A 21,440-nucleotide genomic window follows, 5' to 3' on the forward strand; every position below is an offset into this window, starting at 1 on the left:
TTTAATACACTCCTTTTTATTTAAATTCATATAGTTTTTTAATTAAAGTCTTTTATCTATTTCTTTCATTAATTCTGTTTCGCTTGGTATTAAGTTATCGAAAACCAAATCGTTGTTGATAAGCATTGCTGGTAAATTTGAAACTCCTAGTTTCATAACTCTTGCAATTCCAGCTTTTGATTTAATCAAAGATTCTCTATATTGAACTTTGTCACCATACTTAGGTAAAATTCTTTTAACAGATTCTAGCATATATTGGCAAGGAGCACATCCTTCTGAATCCAATGTAATTATTTCAATAAAAGCTTTACCACTTTCTACAATTATATCTTCAAATACTTGCACATCTTTTTCATCTTCATATTGTCTATCTGATTTAAACACATCTAAGGAAGTAAATTCACCTCTTACAAATTGAGAAATGGCTACAATATTTTCTACCGGAGTATCAAAAGGCATATCACATCCAGGAGATAAAATATATCCTGGTTTTCCACCAGCTATTTCGATTTGTGATTTAGCTTCAGCAACATTTTCCATAGGAGAACCAAATAACATTTTTGTAGTTAAAGGAAGATTTCCACCTATACATATTTTATATTTATCTGCTAATTCTCTAGCAAAAGATAAACTAACATTTTCATCAAAAGCAAGACCATCTGGTTCAGTTTGGCACATTAATTCAAGACATTTAGTTGCATCTCCACAACAGAAAGTTGTTACTTTTAAACCTAAATCTTTAATATAAGTATTTAAATCTTTTAAATAAGGGAAAACAAATTCTTCAAAATGATCTGGAGAAATTTGTGTTACCATAGGATCTACTGTAGCAATAATGTGAACTCCAGTGGTAGAATACATTTTTGAAAAATCTTTTGCAACTTGTGTAGTAAAGTCCATTACTTCTTTAACTTTATCTGGATCTAATATCATATCCATAAATAAGTTTGTTCCCATTAAGTGAGAAGCTAAAGTAAAAGGACCACAAATCAAAGCATAAAGAGCAATTTCATCACCAAGTTTTTCGGAAATTCTTCTTGCAGCTTCTAATACTATAGGATATCTTCCATCATTTTCAGTAGGAAACTTCAAGTCTTTAACTGATTTTTCTTCTAATATATGACCCATTACAGCAGGTGGATTATTTTCAGACCATCGAAGTTCACAACCTAAGGCTTCAGGCTCAATTTGAAGGTCAAAAGCTATTGGCAGACCATCAGGTTTATATAATTCATAAGCGGCTAATACACCATTTACAATATTATCAGCACTTTTTAAATATGTTTCTGCATTCATATCAATTAAGTTTGCAGTTTGAACTCCGGCATAAGGGACCCAAGGTGTTCTATCTACAGTTTCAAAACTTAAAGATTTTAAAACTCTTTCTTTACTATTCATTATTTACCTCCAGTGTATATTTATTATATATTATTTGTAATAGTTTACTTGTTTATGTTTAAACTATATCACATCTAAAAAAATCACTATTGAAATAAATTTTGTATTTTTGTACTATTTTTTGATGTTTCTTTTTTTCTATTATAATTCCAAAAATCGTGATAAAATTATAAAAAAAGAACAAATTTAAAGGAGAATTTTGTATGCCTATTGTTAAAAATTATACTTGTGAGCCAAGAAAAAACATTGTATTTAACTCAATAGATTGCTTTGAAGATAGCCCAGTATATGAATATGCAACTGAAGTATTTGAAAGTTTAAAGGATAATCTTAATGAATTTTTAGATTTATCTATGATTTATACAAATGTAGAGATTGCAAAAGAAATTGAGTTTCATATACCAAAGTGCTATAACAAACTATGTTTATGCTTTGTTACTCTTGGGACAAAGGTCTTAGATAAAATTCAAGAATACTTTGAAGAGGATAGTTACTTTGAAGGTATGCTGTTAGATTCAATTTGTGATGATATACTTTTTCAATACAGCAATAAACTGGCACAGCATATAAAAGAATTAGCAGAAAATAATAACCAAGGAGTAAGCAAAAAAATTTCTCCAGGGGATGATCAATATCCTATGGAATATAATAAATTTATTATTGACAATTTAATTGAAAAAGAGAAACTAGATATAAATATAGGTTATACAGAATCATATATGATCTATCCAGTAAAATCATTGGCATTTATTTATGCTCAAGGGGACAATATAAAATCAGAGAAAGATCACAATTGTGCACTTTGTAAAAATACAGATTGCAAGTTTAGGGAGGAAAAAATATGTCACTAGAAGCAAAAATCATATTAGAAGATAATGAGACAATTATTCAATTAAATCCAGGCGAAAGCTTATTAAAAAACCTTACAAATAATAATTTCAAACTAGAAAGTCCTTGTGGGGGAAAAGGAAGTTGTGGTAAATGTAAAATTAGAATTTTACAGGGACAGGTTATACCTAGTTCTCAGGATAAAATATATTTCTCGGAAGATGAATTAATTAAGGGATATAGATTAGCTTGTACATGTTACCCAGAAGAATGTGTTATTATAGAAGTAGAAAAGAATTTTTCTTGTAATTATGAAATAATAACTACTAATAAAATTCAAAAGATATCAAAAGATAATTTAAGAGTAAACATATATGAAGTTAAAATTAATGAAGAAATATTAGAAGAAATTAATAATATAACTTCTTATATTAATAAAACTCTTCAACTACAATTAAACTATTCTTTAGATTCTTTAGAAAAATTGGCTTTTTTATTAAAAGATGATATTACAATAATTGATAAAATTTATATAAAAACTATGGAAGCAAAGGTTATTGATGTTTCCACAAAACCAATAGATTCATACGGAATAGCAATAGACATAGGAACCACTACTCTTGCAATTTCTTTAATTGATATGAAAACAGGAAATATTATAAATAATTACTCATCAATTAATCCACAACAAAAATATGGATATGATGTTATAACTAGAATACAATATGCTTCTGAAGACGAGAAAAACTTAAAAGAAATGAGCAAGTTAATAAGTAGTGCTTTAGAGGAATCAATAAATAAATTGTTAAGTATGTCAAATATAGACAAATTATTATTGGATTGTATAACCATTGCAGGAAATACCACAATGATTCAATTACTTTTGGGTTTAGATTCATTCTCTATAAGTTTGGCTCCATTTACCATGATTACTAACCAAATTATAGATTTAAGTTACGCAGAAGTTTTTAAAACACATAATTTAAAAGCAAAGATTTTCCTACTTCCTTCAGTATCGGCTTATGTAGGTGGAGATATAACATCAGGTATATATACAACTGATATGGGGCACAAAGATTTTATATCAATTCTTTTAGATATAGGAACTAATGGAGAAATGGTTATAGGTAACAAAGATAAACTTATGTCGGCTTCCACTGCAGCAGGACCAGCTTTTGAAGGAGCAAAAATAAAATATGGTGTTGGAGGAGTAAAAGGAGCTATTGAAGCTATAAAAATAGAAGGAAACAAAGTTTTAGTAAAAACAATAGCTAATGAACCACCACTGGGAATCTGTGGTACAGGGGTAGTGGATATTGTAAGTGAGCTATTAGATAACAAAATAATAGATGAAACAGGATATTTAAATGAAGAATATTTGAATGAAGATAAAGAGTATTTTATAACAAATAAAGAAGATAAAACTAATATTGGATTTACTCAAAAGGATATCCGGGAAGTGCAATTAGCTAAAGCTGCTATACTTGCTGGAATCGAAGTTTTAATACAATCTTATCAATGTAGCTATGAAGATATTGATAAAATATATTTATCTGGAGGATTTGGAACTAAACTTCATTTTGAGCAAGCAATAAATATTGGTTTATTGCCAAAAGAATTAAAAGAAAAGATAGTGCCTATTGGGAATTCTTCTTTAGACGGAGCAATAAAATTTTTGTTAAATAAAGACGCATCAAATGAGTTAGAAAATATTATAAGAAAAACAGATTATATTGAACTATCCTTAAATCAAGATTTTAACAATAAATTTATAGATAATATGTATTTTTAATATTGGAGGTTTTTGCGTGGAAGGTTTATTTGATACTAATGGTGATTTAAACATAAACATAATAAAAGAAACTTTAGATACTTTTTACTACTCAACTAATATACCCGTTTTTGCCATTAATGACAAAGGAATTAAAATTGCTACTTCAAAGGAAAATTGTAAATTTTGTGGAGTTTTTAACAACTTAGTAGACAATAAATATTTGTGCAATAAAATCCATTTAGATAATAGTATTAATTCAATTAATTGGGGAGAAAGTTATATTTTTAATTGTCCAGCATTACTTACTCATTTTTCAGCACCAATTGTTTATGAAGGTGAATTTAAAGGAGCTTTGATAGCTGGACCCATACTCTTAAGTGAATATGATGATTTAATTGTAGATGATATTATTTATAAATATGATATTCCTATAAGCGAAAAAAGTAATCTACAGGAACTTATCAAGAAAACTACAATAGTTTCCCCAGAAAGAACCACATATCTTAGTAAATTGTTGTTTATTCTTTGTGCTAACTTACTAGATGAGGAAAAATTTAAGTTAAGAGAAAAGAATATTTTACTACATCAGCAAGCCAAAATTGGTGAAACTATTCATTCAATAAAAACTGAAAATACTACTGAAGTATATCCTTATCAAAAAGAAAAGGATTTAGTTACAAAAGTAAAATTAGGGGATGAAGTTGGAGCAAAAAAAATCCTAAACGAGTTATTAGGCCATGTATTTTTTTCTTCCGGAGGAAATAAAGAAATAATAAAAACAAGAATTCTTGAGTTATTCTCAGTTTTATCAAGAGCAGCAGTACAAGGGGGAGCATCCCTTGATACTATTTTTGGTATAAATTATAAGTTTATAAGCAAATTAAGTAAACTTGATAGTATAGAGGAGCTTTCTTATTGGACATTAAATATTTTAGATAGATTTACTGAAAATGTATTTAATCTTTCCAATGCAAATAATTCGGAGATAATGAAAACTTCATTAAATTATATAAATAATCATTACATGGAAAACCTATCGCTAGATGATATGGCTAACTATGTTCACTTAAATTCTTCATATTTTTCAACATTGTTTAAATCACATATAGGAGAAGGCTTTTCAGATTATTTAAATAAAGTGAGAATAAGTGAAGCTAAAAAGTTTTTAAAAGAAACAGAGTATTCCCTTTTAGAAATATCTAATTTAGTGGGATATGAAAGTCAAAGTTATTTCACTAAAGTATTTAAGAAAATAACAGGAAGAACACCAAAACAGTATAGGAGTAACTAATAAAATGGAACCATATTTAGAAAAGCCATTAAAAAAAGGCAATTTTCAAGTAAGAGTAAGTAACTCTAATTTTAAAGGCAATTTTCCAAAACACTGGCATAGTGAAATGGAAATTGTTCATGTAAATGAGGGCAGCATTATAATAACTTTAAACCAAGAAGAATATCTACTAAAAAAAGGAGATATTTTGATTATTGGCTCAAATAAAATTCATAGTTATCAAGAACTTTATTGTGAAAACAGAATAGATATGATTCTTTTTAATTATTCTATTTTAGAAGAACTAAATAAAGATTACGATAGTTTTAAGAATTTGTTACCTATATTACAGAATAACCATTTGATTAAATCGGAAGAGAATCCTCATATACACAAAAGACTTGAATCCCAAATTAGAACCTTAGTTGAAGAATTTAATAATAAGGAAATTGGGTATAAATATATAATTATGGCTAGGTTATATGAGTTTGTTACTATATTATTAAGAACCTTGCCAAAAGAAAATTACACTGTAGAAGAAATTAAAAAGATTCAAAAGAAGACAGAGCTTCTTACAAAGGTCAATGATTATATCCACAGAAATTTTATGAATGAAATTACTTTAAATCAAATAGCGAATGAAGTTAATTATAGTACTTTTTATTTCACAAGAGTATTTAAAGAATATACTGGAGTTGGTTTTAAAAAGTATTTGATTTATTATAGATTAAATAAAGCAAGGGAGTTTCTTTTAGAAGAAGACAAAACAATTGTAAACGTTGCTTATGAAAGTGGATTTAATAGTATAAAAACCTTCAATAGAGTTTTCAAAGATTATATAGGATGTAATCCTACAGAATACAAAAGAACAATTTTTGAGAAGTAGTTAGCAAGAGTTGGCGAGAAAATAAGTCTTTAATCCTTTATTATTTAATATATAAGAAAAATTAAATTAATGGAGGCTTGATTATGAAAAAAGCATTAGTTACTTATGGTGGATGGGACGGTCATCAACCAGATTTAGTTGCAAAACACTTTGAAAAGGTTTTAAAAGAAGAAGGCTTTGAAGTTATTATTGAAGATAATTTAGATTTATTAAATGATTTAGCATTTCTTTATTCATTAGATTTAATTGTACCAGTTTGGACAATGTCAACTATAGAACAAGAGCAATTAAAAAACATAACAACAGCTGTGGCAAGTGGAGTAGGTTTAGCGGGGTGTCATGGGGGTATGTGTGATGCTTTTAGAAATAGTGTTGAATGGCAATTTATGACTGGGGGCAATTGGGTTGCCCATCCAGGGAATGATGGTGTTGAGTATAAAGTAGAGTTTAAAAATAGTTCAAGCCCTCTTACAGAAGGTATGAATGATTTTATGGTTAAAAGTGAGCAATACTATTTACATGTGGACCCAGCTGTAGAAGTACTAGCTACCACAAGATTTCCAGTAGCAAATGGATTCCACGTTTTTAATAAAGCAGTGGATATGCCTGTAGTTTGGACAAAAAGATGGGGATTTGGTAGAGTCTATTATACTTCTTTAGGACATAGTGAAGCTATAGTAAAAATGCCTGAAGTAACTGATTTAATAAGAAAAGGTTTTGTATGGGCAGCAGAAGGTAAAGAAAAATATAAAGATAAAGAGATTAATCTTGAAGTATTTAGTAAAGATGCACCCAGCATTTATAAAGAAGAATTTTAAGGAGGGAATAATATGGAAAAATTAGGTTTAGGAATTATCGGATGTGGAAATATCAGTGATATATATTTAAAAAATTGTAAAAGCAAGTTTCCATCAATAAAATTAATTGCTTGTTCAGATTTAGATATGGAAAAAGCAGAGGCAAAAGCCAAAGAGTACGATATAAAAGCATGTACAGTAGAAGAATTATTAGCTAATGATGATATAAACATAGTTCTAAATATTACAACTCCTCAATCACATAGAATTGTTTGCGAACAAATTCTTAAAGCAGGAAAACATGTTTATGTGGAAAAACCTTTATCTTTAACAAAAGAAGATGGTAAGTTTTTAGTGGATTTAGCCAATGAAAAAGGATTGAAAATAGGATGTGCACCTGATACTTTTCTAGGGGGTGGCATACAAACTTGTGCTAAATTAATAGAAGATGGATGGATTGGAGAGCCTATAGCAGCTACAGCTTTTTTAACTTGTCATGGTCATGAAAGCTGGCATCCAGACCCAGAATTTTATTATAAAGTTGGCGGAGGCCCTATGTTCGATATGGGACCATATTATTTAACAGCCTTAATTTCTTTACTTGGTCCAGTGGACACAGTCGCAGGATATACAAAGAAAAGTTTTGAAACAAGAACAATTACAAGTGAAAAGAAATGTGGACAAATTATAGATGTGGAAGTTCCAACTCATATTAATGGATTACTTAGATTTAAAAATGGAGCTATAGGAACATTAATAACAAGTTTTGATGTATGGGGAGCAGAATTACCTAGAATCGAAATATATGGTACAAAAGGAAGTTTATCCGTTCCAGATCCAAACACTTTTGGTGGTCCTGTAAAAATTAGAACAAATAATAATAATGAATTTGTAGAAATGCCATTATCCCATGGATATGCAGAAAATAGTAGAGGCCTTGGAATAGCAGATATGGCAGAAGCTATTATCAATAACACAAATCATAAAGCAAATGGTGATTTAGCATACCATGTTTTAGATATAATGCATGCATTTCATGAAGCATCGGATAAAGAAGAATATATCAAAATTGAAAGCACTTGCTTAAAACCTGAAATGATGAAAAGATAATTAAATAAGTGGACAGCTATGTGAAGGTTATATATACTGTCAACTAAGAGTACCTTGTCCACTTCACTTTAGTGTTGTGGACTGATTTATTTTTTGATATATTAAATAGTTAAATTTATTAAATGAAATATGCAAAAGATACATATTTTTTGAGTACAAATTTTTGTATAATATATATAATAGGCAACAATTATGCTTAAACTTGTGGAGGTAGAAAAATGTTAGAAAATCCTATTATTTCTGGGTTCAATCCAGATCCATCTATAATTAGAGTGGGGGAAGATTATTATATTGCAACTTCAACTTTTGAGTGGTTTCCAGGTATTCCAATTTATAAATCTAAGGATTTAAAGAATTGGGAATTATTCACTCATGTTGTTACTAAAAAGGAACAAATTGACTTGAGAGGAATTGATTCTGCATTAGGAATTTGGGCACCGGCTTTATCTTATGATAAAGTGAAGGAAAGATTTTATATGTGCTTTTCGGTTATTAATGGAGCTACAAATAATAATTTTGATGTGAATAATTATCTTATGTATACAAATGATATTACAGCAGAATGGTCTATGCCAATATATTTAAATAGTAGTGGTTTTGACCCAGCTTTGTTTCATGACGATGATGGGAAGAAGTGGATTGTAAATTTGGAGTGGGATTTTAGAAAAGGGTATGAGCATCCAGGAGCCATAGTTATTGAAGAATATGATCCTATTAATGAAATATTAATGGGTGGAGCCACTAGGATTTTTAAAGGAGGAACAGATAGAGGCTGCCAGGAGGGACCACAAATATATAAAAGGAATAATTACTATTATCTTGTTACGGCTGAAGGGGGGACAGGATATGGCCATGGAGTGGTTGTTTCAAGAGCGGAAAACATCAAAGGACCTTATAAAACTTTTGACAGAAAACCTATCATTACTTCACAGCCAGAGGATTTCAATGAGCGTGGAGTAGAAGAATCTATGAAGATACATAGATTTAATCCAGAAAGTTATCTTCAACGAGCAGGCCACGGAAATATTGTGGAAACTCAAAATGGAGAAGTATATGTTACTCACTTATGCTCTAGACCTATATTGCCAGAAATTAGATCCATTTTAGGGCGTGAAACAGCTATACAAAAATGCCGTTGGACCAAGGATAATTGGTTAGAGCTAGACAGTGATGACAATTTAGCCAAAAGATTTGTTCAACAACCTAATCTTGAAGAAGTAGAAGTTAATAAAATTCCGGATTTTGATGATTTTGATAAACCAAATTTAACAATTGACTATTATACTCTTAGAGAACCACAAAATTCTTCTTGGTTGTCCTTAGAAAAAGAAAGTATGTTAAGAATCAAAGGAAGAGATACTTTATTTTCAAGGTATGATCAAAGTTTTATTGCTAAAAAATTAAAATATTTCAATAATGAAATTGAAACTTTAGTATTTTTCAACCCTGAAAATTTTCTTGAAATGGCTGGACTCACATGTTTCTATAATAACAGCGCTTTTTACTATTTAAGATTGTATTATAGTGAATCATTAAAATCACAATGCTTAGGGATAATGATTAATGACAATGGTTATAAAGATGAACTTTTAGAACATAGGGTTCCTATTATGGATGGGGGTAAAGGTGTTTATATGAAAGCTATTATAAAGAATGGTGATTTACAATTTTATTATGCTCTTAAAAAAGATCAGTGGCAAAAAATTGGACCAATTCTAGATGCTAGCATTCTATCAGATGAATATGCTCATGGATTTACTGGGGCTTTTGCAGGTATAACTGTGCAAGATTTATATAAGAAATCAAAATGGGCAGAGTTTGAATATTTTAGTTTAAAAAAACAGGAGTAGAATATAATTTGCAATTGGAAGTGATGAAAACCTTTCGCTTTGGAGAAAGGTTTTCAAAGGAGGGGTCTTAAAGTAGAATGTTTAAAAATTTTAAGATAAGAGAAAAATTACTTTTGATTTTTGGTATGGTAATTATATTTACAGCAACAGTAATAAGTGTTGTGAATTATAAAATTACATCCAATGGACTTAGGGCAGATCTACTTGCTTATTCAGATAAATATTTAGTAGAACTGAGTTATAATCTGGATGGGAGAATTGAAAAATTAAACAATGATATATTTTATCGAATGATGGGAAAAGGATTACAAAACGAGAAAAGTTTTAATAAATTAATGGAGAGTATTAGTGATAGCAATAGTGATAAAATAGAAATTATAGAAGGTAAAAAGATAATTTCAGATATTATAGTTTCAAACATGCACATTGAATCATTAGCTATTACAGATTTGGTGGGAAATGTGTATTATCAAAATAGAAAAGATAGAGGTAGCGGGGAACAAGTATTAACCTCTATTTTAATGAATGAAAAAGAAAAAAACACGGTGCTTAGAAGAATAAATGAAGATTCCTTCTCTATAATAAAACCAATTTTAGATATTAATACGACGAAAACTATAGGGTACATAGCTTTTGAAGTTTCTCATAAATTTTTTACAGATGAATTTAGAAAAAATGATAGCAGTAGTGATTGGGACATTATTATTTTAGATGAAAATAATGAATTGTTAACTAGTGAAAATGATAATGTAAAAGAAATATTTGATAAGATTACAATGAATTATAACTTGAAGGGAACTATGCAAAGAAGCATTATAGTTGATAATAAAGAGTTTATATTTAATACCAATGCTATGCCTAGTGGACAACTTAGAATAATGAATATAATCCCTACCAAAGTAATAAGAGAGAGTTCCTATGAACTTATGAAAGTTATTATTATAGCATGTATAGTAGTTTCTATTTTTGCTTTATTTACGGTAATTATAATAAGTTCTTCAGTTTCAAATAATATTAACCTGTTAATTAACAAGATGAATGAAATTTCTAAAGGGAATTTTAATACTAAAATTCATATTAATTCAAAAGATGAAATAGGAATAATTGCTGACGAATTTAATAAAATGTCAGCTGAAATTAATACTTTAATAGAAGAAGTTTATGTGGAACAATTATCGAAAGAAAAAATACAAAGGAAAGCTATTGAATTCGAATATGGCGCTTTGCAAGCTAAAATGAATCCACACTTTATTTACAATGTATTAGAAGGAATTAATAGTATGGCAAAAATTGATGGTAATGAGGATATAAGCAAGGTATCAATTTTACTGGGGGAATTAATAGGAAGTTCAATAAGTGATGATAGAGCAACTATATATTTAGAAGATGAAATTGAGTATGTTAAAAATTATTGTGAGCTGAAAAAAATCATGAGAAATGATGAGTTTGAAGTTAACTATGATATAGATGAAATGCTATTAGGAGCCCTAATTCCCAAGTTTATACTTCAGCCCATTGTTGAAAATGCAGTAACCCATGGAATTGATAAAAGAAGTGGTAAAGGAATTATTAATATTAAATGTTATGAAAAAGAAAAGGATTTATATTTAGTTGTTATAGATAACGGAGTTGGATTTGATTACAATAAAGAAAGTGAAATTTCTCCTGGTAGTATAACTTTGAACAAATGGAGAAGGACTCATGTGGGTTTAAAAAGTATAGATAAACGATTGAAAATACTTTATGGAGATAAATATGGTTTATATGTGGATAAAGAAACTTTAATGGGAGCCCATGTGGAAATAACTTTACCTTATATAACTAATAGTAATTTAGAAGGGAATGATATAGATGTACCAAGTAGCTATAGTTGACGATGAACCCTTAATACGCAAATCACTAAGTGAAAGCATTGATTGGGATACTTTTGAGTGTGAGGTATGTCTACAAGCACCAGAAGTTAAAGCTATAACAGAATATTTAAAGGATAATGAAGTAGATATATTATTACTTGATATAAATTTACCAGGAGTTGACGGGTTAACTTTTGCTAAGGAAATAAAGAAAAAAAATAATAATATCAAGGTAATTATGGTATCTGCTTATAAAGATTTTCAATATGTTAAACAAGCTTTACAAATTGGAGTTTTTGATTACATTGCAAAACCTATAAGTAATCAAGAAGTAGTAAGCATTGTGAAAAAAGCAATTTTAGCAATAAAAGAAGAGAAGGATTTAAATTTATTAGAGAAGTTAAAACAAGATGAAACAAAGATGTTGAATAACTATTTTGCAAAGTCAAGACAATTAGTTCAAAGTCAAATCTTAAAAAATATTTTAACTAACAATGAAATATCAGATTTATCAGAAGATTTAAAAGTTATTCCTCAAAATTCAAGTAAACATGCAGCCATAGTAATAAAATCTCTTAGTAAAATAGAAGATAGTGCAATTAATAAAAAATATATATTGAAATATATAGAAGAGAATCAAGGATATTATGATTTTGAAATTAAACAAACAATAATTAATAATAATATAGTTTTTGTAGTTCTATTTACAAATAAAATTAGTCAAAAGGATGCAAAGAAAACTATTAATAAGTTCTGTAAATCCATATTAAATTATATTTCTGACTGGGTTGAAGTAAATTTTTATATTGGAGTAAGTTCAATTTATAGTGATACAAAAGAAATGTGGAAAGCTTATCAAGAGGCTTTTAATGTAGCAGAAAATCAATTTTTTATTAGAAATAAAAGTATATCATTTAGGGAAGATTTAGAAAAAAATGATCGAAATATTAAATTTTCTATTATCCATGATTTGGATTATTTTTATAACTTTCTTCAGCGTCAGAATATTTATAATGAAGAAATTGAAACAGAAATTAATAAACTAATAGATGAAATATCAGTTTATTCTAAAGGCAACATTTCATTAGCAAAATCAATACTTTCAGAAGTCTGTATTACAATAGGTAGATTATATTTAAAACAAAACACACATAATGACTTTTCTGTGGAACAAATACAAAATGATATAAATAAATTATACAACATACAAGATAGTAAAAAGTATATTATTAATTTTATTAAAATAATTTCTCAGCAAGAGAAACATGAAGAATACTCACCTATCATAACTAGCGCAATGGCTTTTATTAAAAAGCATTATTGTGAAAATATTTCTTTAGAAACTGTTAGTGATTCTATTTCTATCAACCCATCATATTTAAGTAGGTTAATTAAAAAAGAAACGGGTAAGAATTTTATAGATATAATTTTAGAAGAAAGAATCAATACAGCAAAGCAACTACTACAAGACCCAAAATTAAGATTAAATGAGATAGCCTCTTTAGTAGGATATAAAGATTACGCATATTTTTATCAAGTATTTAAAAAGAACATGGGGATAACACCCATGGATTTTCGTAAAAATAATAGAAAATTATGATTTATTTAGAAAAGGTAAATATATATAATGTTTTGTAAATTTTATAGTATATTAAATGATCCTTAAATATTTTATACTAAAAGCATGGAAGGTAAACGCTTTCAAAAGTAGTTAAATCTTAAATATTGGGGGAGTAATTATGAAAAAAGTAATGACGCTTGTACTAAGTGCAATGTTATCAGTAGGATTGATGACAGGTTGTGGTGGAGGAAATAATGTAAATTCTACAGCAAATAAAAATAATGCTAGTACTGATAGTACTGATAGTACTGATAGTAGTGATAAGGTTGTTTTAACTATATTTCATCATATGGGAGAAGAACCAAAAAGAAATGGATTAGATGCATTAGCAACAGCTTTTACAAAAGAGCATCCAGAAGTAACCTTTGATATACAATCAATAGATTATGGACAATACACTTCAATTTTGAAAACTAAAATATCTGCAGGGGATTCACCTGATATTATATTCAGACGCCCTAAGAGTCTTCCAGAACTAGTTGAAGCAGGACAAATTATGGATTTATCAAATGAAGATTATGTGAATAACATGGAACCAGCTGCATTACCATCATTGACTATAGACGGTAAAGTTTATGGGGTAGCACTTGATGTTACAGCTATTGGCGTTTTGTACAACAAAGATGTATTTGATAAGTTAGATTTAGAAGTTCCTAAAACAGAGGATGAGTATTTTAATTGTATCAAAGTAATGGAAGATAACAACATTATTCCAATTGCTCGTGGATATAAGGATGCTTGGACCGCTCAACTTGAATATCAAGCAGATCAATTCCAAATTCTTAATGATAACCCAGATTTCTTTGGTTCAATAGCTAGAGGAGATAAAAAATTCAGCGATTACCCAATTGCAGATACACTTAAAAGATGGTCAAAACGTTTAGAACATGGTAACGATGATATATTTGGTACACCAGACTCTAGAGCAGTTGAAATGGTCGCAACTGGAGAAGCAGGAATGATTACACAAGGTTTTTGGTCATTAGGTTCTCTTCAATCAATAAGTCCTGATACTGAATTTGGATTCTTTGCACTCCCAGTTTCAAATGATGCAGATTATACTCCACTTCTTCATGCTTTTGCAGATGATGGATTTATGATTAGCGAAACTTCTAAACATAAAGAAGAAGCAAATGAATTCTTTGCCTTCATGATGTCACCAGAAGGGGCTAAAATTTGGACAGAAACTTCAGGTCAAATATCTTATGTTAAAGATGTTGGAGTAGATTATCCTTCTTTAGCAGCAAAAGATTTCTTAAGCTACATTCAATCAGGAAATACAGTTGGACAAGAGGATACAGAAACTTTTGCAGGGCAAATGGATGCTACTTTTAAAGAAAACCAAGAATTATTCCCAGCTGTAAAAGACACGGATCCAGTAAAATTTATACAAGATTTAGATGCAGAATTTGATGCTATAAGATAATTACTATAAAAGAATAAAAGAAAGACAAGGAAAATAGAAGAAAGGGTTAGGACATTCTCCTAATCCTTTATTTTATCAAAAATCAATATTCTTGTAAGGAGGATAATATTTTGAAGAAATATTTAAATAAAATGTGGAAGAAATATAAAGATAGTTTATGGAAAATAGGATTCTTGGCACCAGCATTTATTTTATTTTTTTATATAGTAGGGGAACCTTTTATTAGAGGATTTTTATATTCGTTTACTGATTGGAACGGGGCATCCAAAGAAATGAATATGGTGGGTTTTGACAATTACATGAAATTTTTTAAGGACCCCACTGTTTTATTACCAATTAAAAATTCACTTTACTATACAGCAATAACTGTAGTAGTAAATAACTTGATAGGGCTTGGGCTAGCTTTATTATTGAATAATAGTTTTAAAGGAACAAAAGTTTATAGAACAATATTTTTTATACCTTTTGTAATTAGTTTCGTTTTGGTTGGATTCTTATGGTCTTACATGTATTCAGATGTAATAGGTGCAATATTCAATATTCCAAGTTTTTTAGGTAATCCTAAAACTGTTATTCCAGCCATTGCTGGAATGTCCCTTTGGAGAGATGCTGGATATGTAATGGTGATTTATCTTGCAGCATTACAATCTATACCAGAAGAGTTTTATGAGGCCGCAAAAGTGGATGGAGCAACAGCTTTAAGTAAATTCAAATTTATTACACTACCAATGCTTACACCTGCTTTTACCATTAATATTGCATTATTTCTTGGATGGGGAGTTAAAGTATTTGACTATGTAATGGCAGCTACCGGTGGGGGACCAGGTAAATCTTCGGAAACTTTAGCTTTGTACGTTTACAAATATACATTTAATTACAATAAAGTAGGATACGGTCAAACGGTAGCAATATACATGATGATTTTAGTATTTGTTTTAGCAGGATCAGCAGCTGCTTTCTTTAGAAAAAGAGAGGTGGAAGTATAATGAAAATCAAAACTCAGAAAAAAATCCTTAAAATAGTGTATCATATAGTAGCAATAATTTTAGCAATGATTTTTTTATCACCTTTTTACATTTCAATAGTGTATTCCCTTAAAACTAAAAGTGAAATTGCATTTACGGGACTTGCATGGCCAAAAGTACTACATTTTGAGAACTTTACAAAAGCCATTGAAATGTCTAATTTCTTTAATGCAGCAAAAAATAGCTTGATTGTTACTATTGGAGTTGTGTTATTAGTTACATTTACATGTTCTATGGCTGCATATGTTATTGCAAGGGGAAAAGGTAAGATATATTCAGTTATGTATTATATTTCTCTAGCAGCCATATTAATACCCTTTCAAGTAGTAATGCTACCTTTATATAAAACTATAGATAAAGCTAGATTAATGAATACAAACTTAGGTCTTATTCTTGCCATAGCTGGTTTTCAAGTAGGGTATAATATTTTTATTTATACTGGGTTTATAAAAACAGTTCCTATAGAAATTGAAGAAGCTGCAACAATTGATGGATGTAATAAATTTCAAACCTTTTGGATTATTGTGTTCCCTTTATTGAAACCAATTGTAGCCACTTCTATAATATTAAATGCTTTAACGGCATGGAATGAATTCCCTATAACTTTAATAATTGCTCAAACAGATTCTGCTAAAACAATTCCTTTGTCACAATATTTCTTTTTTGGACAATATAGTTCTGAATTAAATTTAGCCTTTGCTTCATTCACTCTAGCAATGATTCCAATTATTATTTTATATTTGATATTGCAAAAATATATTATTGGTGGTTTAATGGCTGGAGGGGTAAAAGGATAAAAAAGAAGTATTTCATTGTCCTTTTAAAGGAAATGGTCATCAATATATAATTGAAGTCTTTAATGAAAGTGTAAATCTGGTATAATTGAAACAAAATACAACAAATTGGCGAGTCTTTAAAAGTAATAAAAGTGTATATGTAAGAGCTTAGGAGGAAAGACAATGGTTAAAATTGGAATATGTGCATGGGTACTACCTATAAAAGAAGAGGATGTATTTGAATTTGCATCATCCATAGGGTTTCAAGGGGTGGATATCGACTTAGGGAAAAACAATAATGGATTTAAATTAGAAGATAAAGATTTGCAAGCAAAGTATCTTCAACTAGCAGAAAAATATGATGTTGAAATTTGTACCCTTGCTTTAAATACAATGTGTGATAAAAACTACGGCATGAGCCATAAAGAAAATTTTGAAAATGTAAAAGCAGTATTTGATATAGGTTTTAAAGTTGCAAAAGAAATGGGAGTAAAAACTATCCAAATACCAAGTTTTTTTGATGGTAAAATAGAAGATACACAACAACTTGAACAAACTATTGAATGTTTAAAATATGCGTCATACCTTGGTGAAAAATATGATATTTTTGTAGGAACAGAAAATGGAGTTTCTACAGAGGATAATTTGATTATCTTAGAGAAAGTTAATTCAAATAAGTTATTTATTTACTATGATACTCAAAATCCATACAGATTTTCAGCTCTTGATAATGTAAAAATTGCAGAAGATTTACACAAATATGTAAGAGAAATTCATGCTAAGGATAGTTTTCCAGATGGTTCTATAGAATTATATCTTGGACAGGGAGATACCAGATTCAAAGAAGCTATTAAAGTATTTGCGGAAAATGATTTTAATGGATGGATTCAACTGGAAAGTGAATACAAAAAATATCCTAATTATTTAGAAATAATAAAAGCAGATTATGCTATGTTAAAAAAAACTTTTGAGAAAAGCTAAAATGGGAGTAAATAATGAGAACTATAATTTAAAAACAATCACATGGCCTATATTTTTACAAACATTTCTGACTTTACTTATGGGTAATGTGAATGTTTTTATGCTAAGTCATTTTTCAGACAAAGCAGTGGGTGCAGTGGGAGTTTCAAATCAAATTATAGCAATGCTAGCAGTGTTATACAATGTGGTGGCCATGGGAACGGCCATACTTATAACTCAATACTTAGGTGCAGAAAACAGAAGTATGGCTAAAAAAGTATCCCAAGTTTCTTTATTAATGAACTTGTTATTTGGATTAATTTGCAGCCTGATATTTATAGTTTTTGGACAACAATTATTAAATTTAATTAAACTGCCTCCAGATATGATGGAGTATGGTTTAATTTATGTAAGGATTGTAGGAGGTACATCTTTTGTACAAGCAACTATAGTAACGGCATCTGCAATTTTAAGAAGTTATGGTTTTACAAAATTACCTATGAAAGTTGCAATATTAATGAATATTATTAATATAACAGGAAATTATATTGCGTTGTATAAACCTTTTGGAATACCTGTGTATGGTGTCACAGGTGTGGCTATATCAGTTGTAGTAAGTAATATTGTGGGATTTATAGTCATTGCTTATGTAATGAACAATGCAATTAATTTTAAATTTAATTTGAAAATTATATCCGAATTTTCTACTAAAATTGTTATGATGGTAATTAAAGTAGGAGCTCCCTCAGCTGGAGAATATATCTCTTATAGTTTTTCGCAAATTGCCATAACCGCAGTAATAACTACCTTTGGTGCAGATGTTATTAATACTGGAATATTTGTTAAAAACATTGTATCTTTTGTGTATATATTAAGTTTATCAGTGGGCCAAGGAACTCAAATTATCATTGGATATATGAAAGGTGCAGGGAAAAATGATCTTATTTATCAAAGAGGACTAGAAAGTTTGAAGATAGCGATGATTTCAAATTTAATCATGTCCATAATAATATATTTATTTTCTAGAAATATACTGAGCATATTTACAGAAAATTCTTCTATTATAGAAATGGGAAGAATGATTTTATTAATTGATATTATATTAGAATTTGGAAGGGCTATAAACCATGTAGTAATGAGCTGTTTAAGAGGTACAGGGGATGTAGGCTACCCAGTTATAATTAGCATAATTTCCATGTGGATAGTAGGAGTTTTATTAAGTCATGTTCTAGGCATAAATTTTTGTTTAGGTTTAGTTGGAGTATGGATTGCATCAGGATTAGATGAATGGGTAAGAGGAGTTACCTTATTCTTCAGGTGGAAATCTAAAAAATGGAAGAAAATAAGCGTTATGGAATAGTAAAAAATAAGAAAGAGTAGGCTAACACAACCTACTCTTTCTTATTTTTTTGCCAATACTACTATTGATAAATTTTACCTAATATTATATAATTAAAAAGAAGTTTCATATAAGTTAATATACTTTCATATATGAAAGTATATTAAGGGAAACATATTGGAGGATATAAAAATGGATAAAAGCCCAGCACCAGCACTAAGTATAGGACTTAATGTATTAGAATTAATAGCTCAAAATGGGGCACTAGGTTTTAATGAACTTTGTGAACTAACAGGTAAAAACTCTACTACTATGAGTAGAATTACTAAAGTTTTAGTAGACACTTTTTATATAAAAAAAAATAACAATGGAAAATATGTATTAGGCTATAAACTATTAACTTTAAAAGATGGCAATTCAAAGTGGGATAATATGCTTTCAAAGTCCAATGAAGCTCTTTCTGATATTACTAACAAATTTCAAGTTACTTCTCTTTTAATTGGATTTGAAAATAATGTGGTGATAGCATTAGATAAAAAGTCCCATAATAATAGTCCTTCACTTCAAAGGAAGGGAACTATAAGTAAACAATATATTAATCGGCCTTGGGGATTTGTATATACAGCTAGCTTGCCTTTAGAGCAGATGATGATTTTTATCCATAAAATTAAAAGTGAATTAATTGATGATGACCTTATAAGTGATGAACTTATGTGGGAATATTTAAATTTTACAAGAGAAAATAATTATTCAGATGATTTAGGTAAATTATGTAAAGGCATAAGAAGAATTGCAGTTCCAGTATATGATTATAATCAAAAAGTAATTGCTTCGCTAGTAGCGGCTTTTATAAGTGAAGCGTTAGATGATAACAAAGTTAATTTATTAATAGATTACTTAAATCTAAAAGCAAGTGAAATTACAAAATAGAATTTTTTCAAGGGTGTGATAAAATGTATTCAATTGCTTATAAGCAAAGATCTAAAAAATTAAGTAGATTTTTTATGCAAAGTTATGCTAGTTCTTATTTTACTCTTCAAGTGTTCAATGTAGGATCATTATTTATTACAAGTTTTGTGATTTTTTTAGGATTTTCAGATTCTCAGATAGGCTTTTTAGCTTCAATTCCTGCCATTGTAAATTCAACACAGGTATTTGCTCCTATGTTATATAATAAATTAAAAAAAAGAAAGCAAATAATTTGTGTTTTAATTTCTTTAAAGTATGTAATGCTTTATTCCATAATACTTATACCAATAATTATACCAAAGCAATATCAAATATTAGCTTTCTTTATGACAATGTTTTTAGTTTATACTAATACAATGTTAGTTACAAATGCTTTAACTGAATGGAATTCTTTTTTTGTTCCAACGGAAATTCAGGGTAGTTATTTTTCAAATAGAAACCTATTAACAAATTTAATAAGTATGATTTCTTCCGTTATAATAGGAAAATTACTAGATCATTACGATTCTCAACTTTATGGATATTTTATTATAATGATGGGAGTGCTAATTTTTGCAGTATTTGAAATCACTAGCTTACTGAGAATTGATGAATATAATGAAGATTTACTTGAAAAAGAAAATTTAAGTTTGAAAAAGATGGTATTGATACCCTTAAAAGACAAAAGATATCTTAGTTATATTCTATTTTGCTTGATTTTTAGATTTGCTTGTTCTTTAACAGACCCATATATAAATATTTATTCTTTAAAATATATAAAATTAGAATATTATTATCTCTCAATTATAGGAAGTATAACAGCATTATTTAAAGTTTTATTGGCCAAAAGATGGGGAAAGTATTTTGACAAAACTGGATGGACAAAGGCATTAAAATTTTCCGGTATAGGATATGCAATTACCTATATAATATTGATTTTTATTGGTAGCAACAACACTTTTTATTTATATCCAATATTCTCAATTTTAAGAGGAGTATTCATGATTGGAAGCAATATAATTCTTTTTAACATTACATTATTGTTTAGTGATAAAGATAATAAAATGATTTATTGGAGCATACAAGGTATGATAATCAGTATTTTTTCTTTTGTAGGACCCAATCTTAGCGGAATTATTGTAAAATCAATTAGTTCAAATAAAATAAATATTTTTTCAATGCAGTTAAATGGATATCAATTAATGTTTTTTATAACTAGTGTATTAATTTTAGGGAGCACATTGATTTTTACTAGAAAAAAACAAGAAACAAGCCAGATATAATATGGAAATAATGAATTCCATGTACACTTTTTTACTCATAAATGGAAGTGATAAAAAGACCATTGACAAAATAATAAATAAAGGGTAATATAAGTTTACATGGAATACTATGACAAATAGTAAAGAAAAAATTTGAATTAATAGATAATTTATTAATTCAAATATAATTATATGGTACAGTTCGTACTAAGTACGTAATTGCGAATAATTCTGCAAACATACAAGAATTAAATACGTAGTTACGAATTTTTCTGCGAGCTATTCCGTACTGAGTTCTTAAATGCGAACCAACTAAG

17 protein-coding genes are annotated in these 21,440 nt (G+C 28.6%); 16 read left to right on the forward strand and 1 reads right to left on the reverse strand.

Annotated features, from left to right (window positions below; translation table 11 throughout):
• Positions 1–42: 42 nt before the first annotated feature.
• On the reverse strand, positions 43–1,398 hold the full coding sequence (locus tag BUB83_RS05815; RefSeq protein ID WP_073337509.1) for a uroporphyrinogen decarboxylase family protein: 1,356 nt from the start codon (positions 1,396–1,398) through the stop codon (positions 43–45).
• Positions 1,399–1,601: 203 nt separating this feature from the next.
• Between BUB83_RS05815 and BUB83_RS05820 the strand changes: the two genes are divergently transcribed.
• The 16 genes from BUB83_RS05820 to BUB83_RS05895 all read left to right on the forward strand — a co-directional run bounded on the left by BUB83_RS05820 (position 1,602) and on the right by BUB83_RS05895 (position 21,144).
• Positions 1,602–2,249, forward strand: coding sequence for a hypothetical protein (locus tag BUB83_RS05820; RefSeq protein ID WP_073337510.1), 648 nt, complete (start codon positions 1,602–1,604; stop codon positions 2,247–2,249).
• Positions 2,240–4,018, forward strand: a complete 1,779-nt coding sequence (locus BUB83_RS05825) for an ASKHA domain-containing protein (RefSeq protein WP_073337511.1) — start codon at positions 2,240–2,242, stop codon at positions 4,016–4,018. Before BUB83_RS05820 ends, BUB83_RS05825 begins: the two co-directional genes overlap by 10 nt.
• 16 nt (positions 4,019–4,034) lie before the next feature.
• The gene (locus tag BUB83_RS05830) at positions 4,035–5,291 is read left to right on the forward strand and encodes an AraC family transcriptional regulator (protein ID WP_084133419.1); all 1,257 of its coding nucleotides are present in this window, start codon (positions 4,035–4,037) and stop codon (positions 5,289–5,291) included.
• A gap of 4 nt (positions 5,292–5,295) precedes the next feature.
• Entirely contained in the window at positions 5,296–6,156 is an 861-nt protein-coding gene (locus BUB83_RS05835) for an AraC family transcriptional regulator (RefSeq protein ID WP_073337512.1), read from the forward strand.
• Between the two features lie 83 nt (positions 6,157–6,239).
• The gene (locus BUB83_RS05840; RefSeq protein WP_073337513.1) at positions 6,240–6,974 is read left to right on the forward strand and encodes a ThuA domain-containing protein; all 735 of its coding nucleotides are present in this window, start codon (positions 6,240–6,242) and stop codon (positions 6,972–6,974) included.
• A 12-nt stretch (positions 6,975–6,986) separates the two neighbouring features.
• Positions 6,987–8,063 carry a Gfo/Idh/MocA family protein gene (locus BUB83_RS05845; protein WP_073337514.1) on the forward strand — a complete coding sequence of 359 codons (1,077 nt, stop codon included), beginning with the start codon at positions 6,987–6,989 and terminating at the stop codon, positions 8,061–8,063.
• A 218-nt stretch (positions 8,064–8,281) separates the two neighbouring features.
• The gene (locus BUB83_RS05850) at positions 8,282–9,913 is read left to right on the forward strand and encodes a glycoside hydrolase family 43 protein (protein WP_073337515.1); all 1,632 of its coding nucleotides are present in this window, start codon (positions 8,282–8,284) and stop codon (positions 9,911–9,913) included.
• A gap of 77 nt (positions 9,914–9,990) precedes the next feature.
• Positions 9,991–11,787: a sensor histidine kinase gene (locus BUB83_RS05855; protein ID WP_073337516.1), complete on the forward strand. Its 1,797-nt coding sequence runs from the start codon at positions 9,991–9,993 to the stop codon at positions 11,785–11,787.
• Positions 11,765–13,366, forward strand: a complete 1,602-nt coding sequence (locus BUB83_RS05860) for a response regulator (protein WP_073337517.1) — start codon at positions 11,765–11,767, stop codon at positions 13,364–13,366. The genes BUB83_RS05855 and BUB83_RS05860 overlap by 23 nt, the downstream gene beginning before the upstream one ends.
• Before the next feature lie 139 nt (positions 13,367–13,505).
• Positions 13,506–14,813, forward strand: a complete 1,308-nt coding sequence (locus BUB83_RS05865) for an ABC transporter substrate-binding protein (protein ID WP_073337518.1) — start codon at positions 13,506–13,508, stop codon at positions 14,811–14,813.
• 110 nt (positions 14,814–14,923) lie between these two features.
• The gene (locus BUB83_RS05870) at positions 14,924–15,799 is read left to right on the forward strand and encodes a carbohydrate ABC transporter permease (protein WP_084133420.1); all 876 of its coding nucleotides are present in this window, start codon (positions 14,924–14,926) and stop codon (positions 15,797–15,799) included.
• Positions 15,799–16,635 (forward strand): carbohydrate ABC transporter permease, encoded by an 837-nt coding sequence (locus tag BUB83_RS05875; protein ID WP_073337519.1) that lies wholly within the window; start codon positions 15,799–15,801, stop codon positions 16,633–16,635. The genes BUB83_RS05870 and BUB83_RS05875 overlap by 1 nt, the downstream gene beginning before the upstream one ends.
• A gap of 162 nt (positions 16,636–16,797) precedes the next feature.
• The gene (locus BUB83_RS05880) at positions 16,798–17,595 is read left to right on the forward strand and encodes a sugar phosphate isomerase/epimerase family protein (RefSeq protein WP_073337520.1); all 798 of its coding nucleotides are present in this window, start codon (positions 16,798–16,800) and stop codon (positions 17,593–17,595) included.
• A 1-nt stretch (position 17,596) separates the two neighbouring features.
• The gene (locus tag BUB83_RS05885; protein WP_073337521.1) at positions 17,597–18,934 is read left to right on the forward strand and encodes an MATE family efflux transporter; all 1,338 of its coding nucleotides are present in this window, start codon (positions 17,597–17,599) and stop codon (positions 18,932–18,934) included.
• A 171-nt stretch (positions 18,935–19,105) separates the two neighbouring features.
• Positions 19,106–19,843, forward strand: a complete 738-nt coding sequence (locus BUB83_RS05890) for an IclR family transcriptional regulator domain-containing protein (RefSeq protein WP_073337522.1) — start codon at positions 19,106–19,108, stop codon at positions 19,841–19,843.
• A gap of 23 nt (positions 19,844–19,866) precedes the next feature.
• A complete protein-coding gene (locus BUB83_RS05895; protein WP_073337523.1) occupies positions 19,867–21,144 on the forward strand; it encodes an MFS transporter in 1,278 nt (425 codons plus the stop codon).
• The last annotated feature ends 296 nt before the right edge of the window (positions 21,145–21,440 follow it).

This window comes from Clostridium grantii DSM 8605, assembly GCF_900129965.1.
GTDB classification, from domain to species: Bacteria; Bacillota; Clostridia; order Clostridiales; family Clostridiaceae; genus Clostridium_AF; species Clostridium_AF grantii.

Excerpts from the sequence above, each read along its gene's own strand:
- BUB83_RS05815 (WP_073337509.1), bottom strand. The coding sequence starts at position 1,398 with ATGAATAGTAAAGAAAGAGTTTTAAAATCTTTAAGTTTTGAAACTGTA.
- BUB83_RS05820 (WP_073337510.1), top strand. The coding sequence starts at position 1,602 with ATGCCTATTGTTAAAAATTATACTTGTGAGCCAAGAAAAAACATTGTA.
- BUB83_RS05825 (WP_073337511.1), top strand. The coding sequence starts at position 2,240 with ATGTCACTAGAAGCAAAAATCATATTAGAAGATAATGAGACAATTATT.
- BUB83_RS05835 (WP_073337512.1), top strand. The coding sequence starts at position 5,296 with ATGGAACCATATTTAGAAAAGCCATTAAAAAAAGGCAATTTTCAAGTA.
- BUB83_RS05840 (WP_073337513.1), top strand. The coding sequence starts at position 6,240 with ATGAAAAAAGCATTAGTTACTTATGGTGGATGGGACGGTCATCAACCA.
- BUB83_RS05845 (WP_073337514.1), top strand. The coding sequence starts at position 6,987 with ATGGAAAAATTAGGTTTAGGAATTATCGGATGTGGAAATATCAGTGAT.
- BUB83_RS05850 (WP_073337515.1), top strand. The coding sequence starts at position 8,282 with ATGTTAGAAAATCCTATTATTTCTGGGTTCAATCCAGATCCATCTATA.
- BUB83_RS05855 (WP_073337516.1), top strand. The coding sequence starts at position 9,991 with ATGTTTAAAAATTTTAAGATAAGAGAAAAATTACTTTTGATTTTTGGT.
- BUB83_RS05860 (WP_073337517.1), top strand. The coding sequence starts at position 11,765 with ATGTACCAAGTAGCTATAGTTGACGATGAACCCTTAATACGCAAATCA.
- BUB83_RS05865 (WP_073337518.1), top strand. The coding sequence starts at position 13,506 with ATGAAAAAAGTAATGACGCTTGTACTAAGTGCAATGTTATCAGTAGGA.
- BUB83_RS05875 (WP_073337519.1), top strand. The coding sequence starts at position 15,799 with ATGAAAATCAAAACTCAGAAAAAAATCCTTAAAATAGTGTATCATATA.
- BUB83_RS05880 (WP_073337520.1), top strand. The coding sequence starts at position 16,798 with ATGGTTAAAATTGGAATATGTGCATGGGTACTACCTATAAAAGAAGAG.
- BUB83_RS05885 (WP_073337521.1), top strand. The coding sequence starts at position 17,597 with ATGGGAGTAAATAATGAGAACTATAATTTAAAAACAATCACATGGCCT.
- BUB83_RS05890 (WP_073337522.1), top strand. The coding sequence starts at position 19,106 with ATGGATAAAAGCCCAGCACCAGCACTAAGTATAGGACTTAATGTATTA.
- BUB83_RS05895 (WP_073337523.1), top strand. The coding sequence starts at position 19,867 with ATGTATTCAATTGCTTATAAGCAAAGATCTAAAAAATTAAGTAGATTT.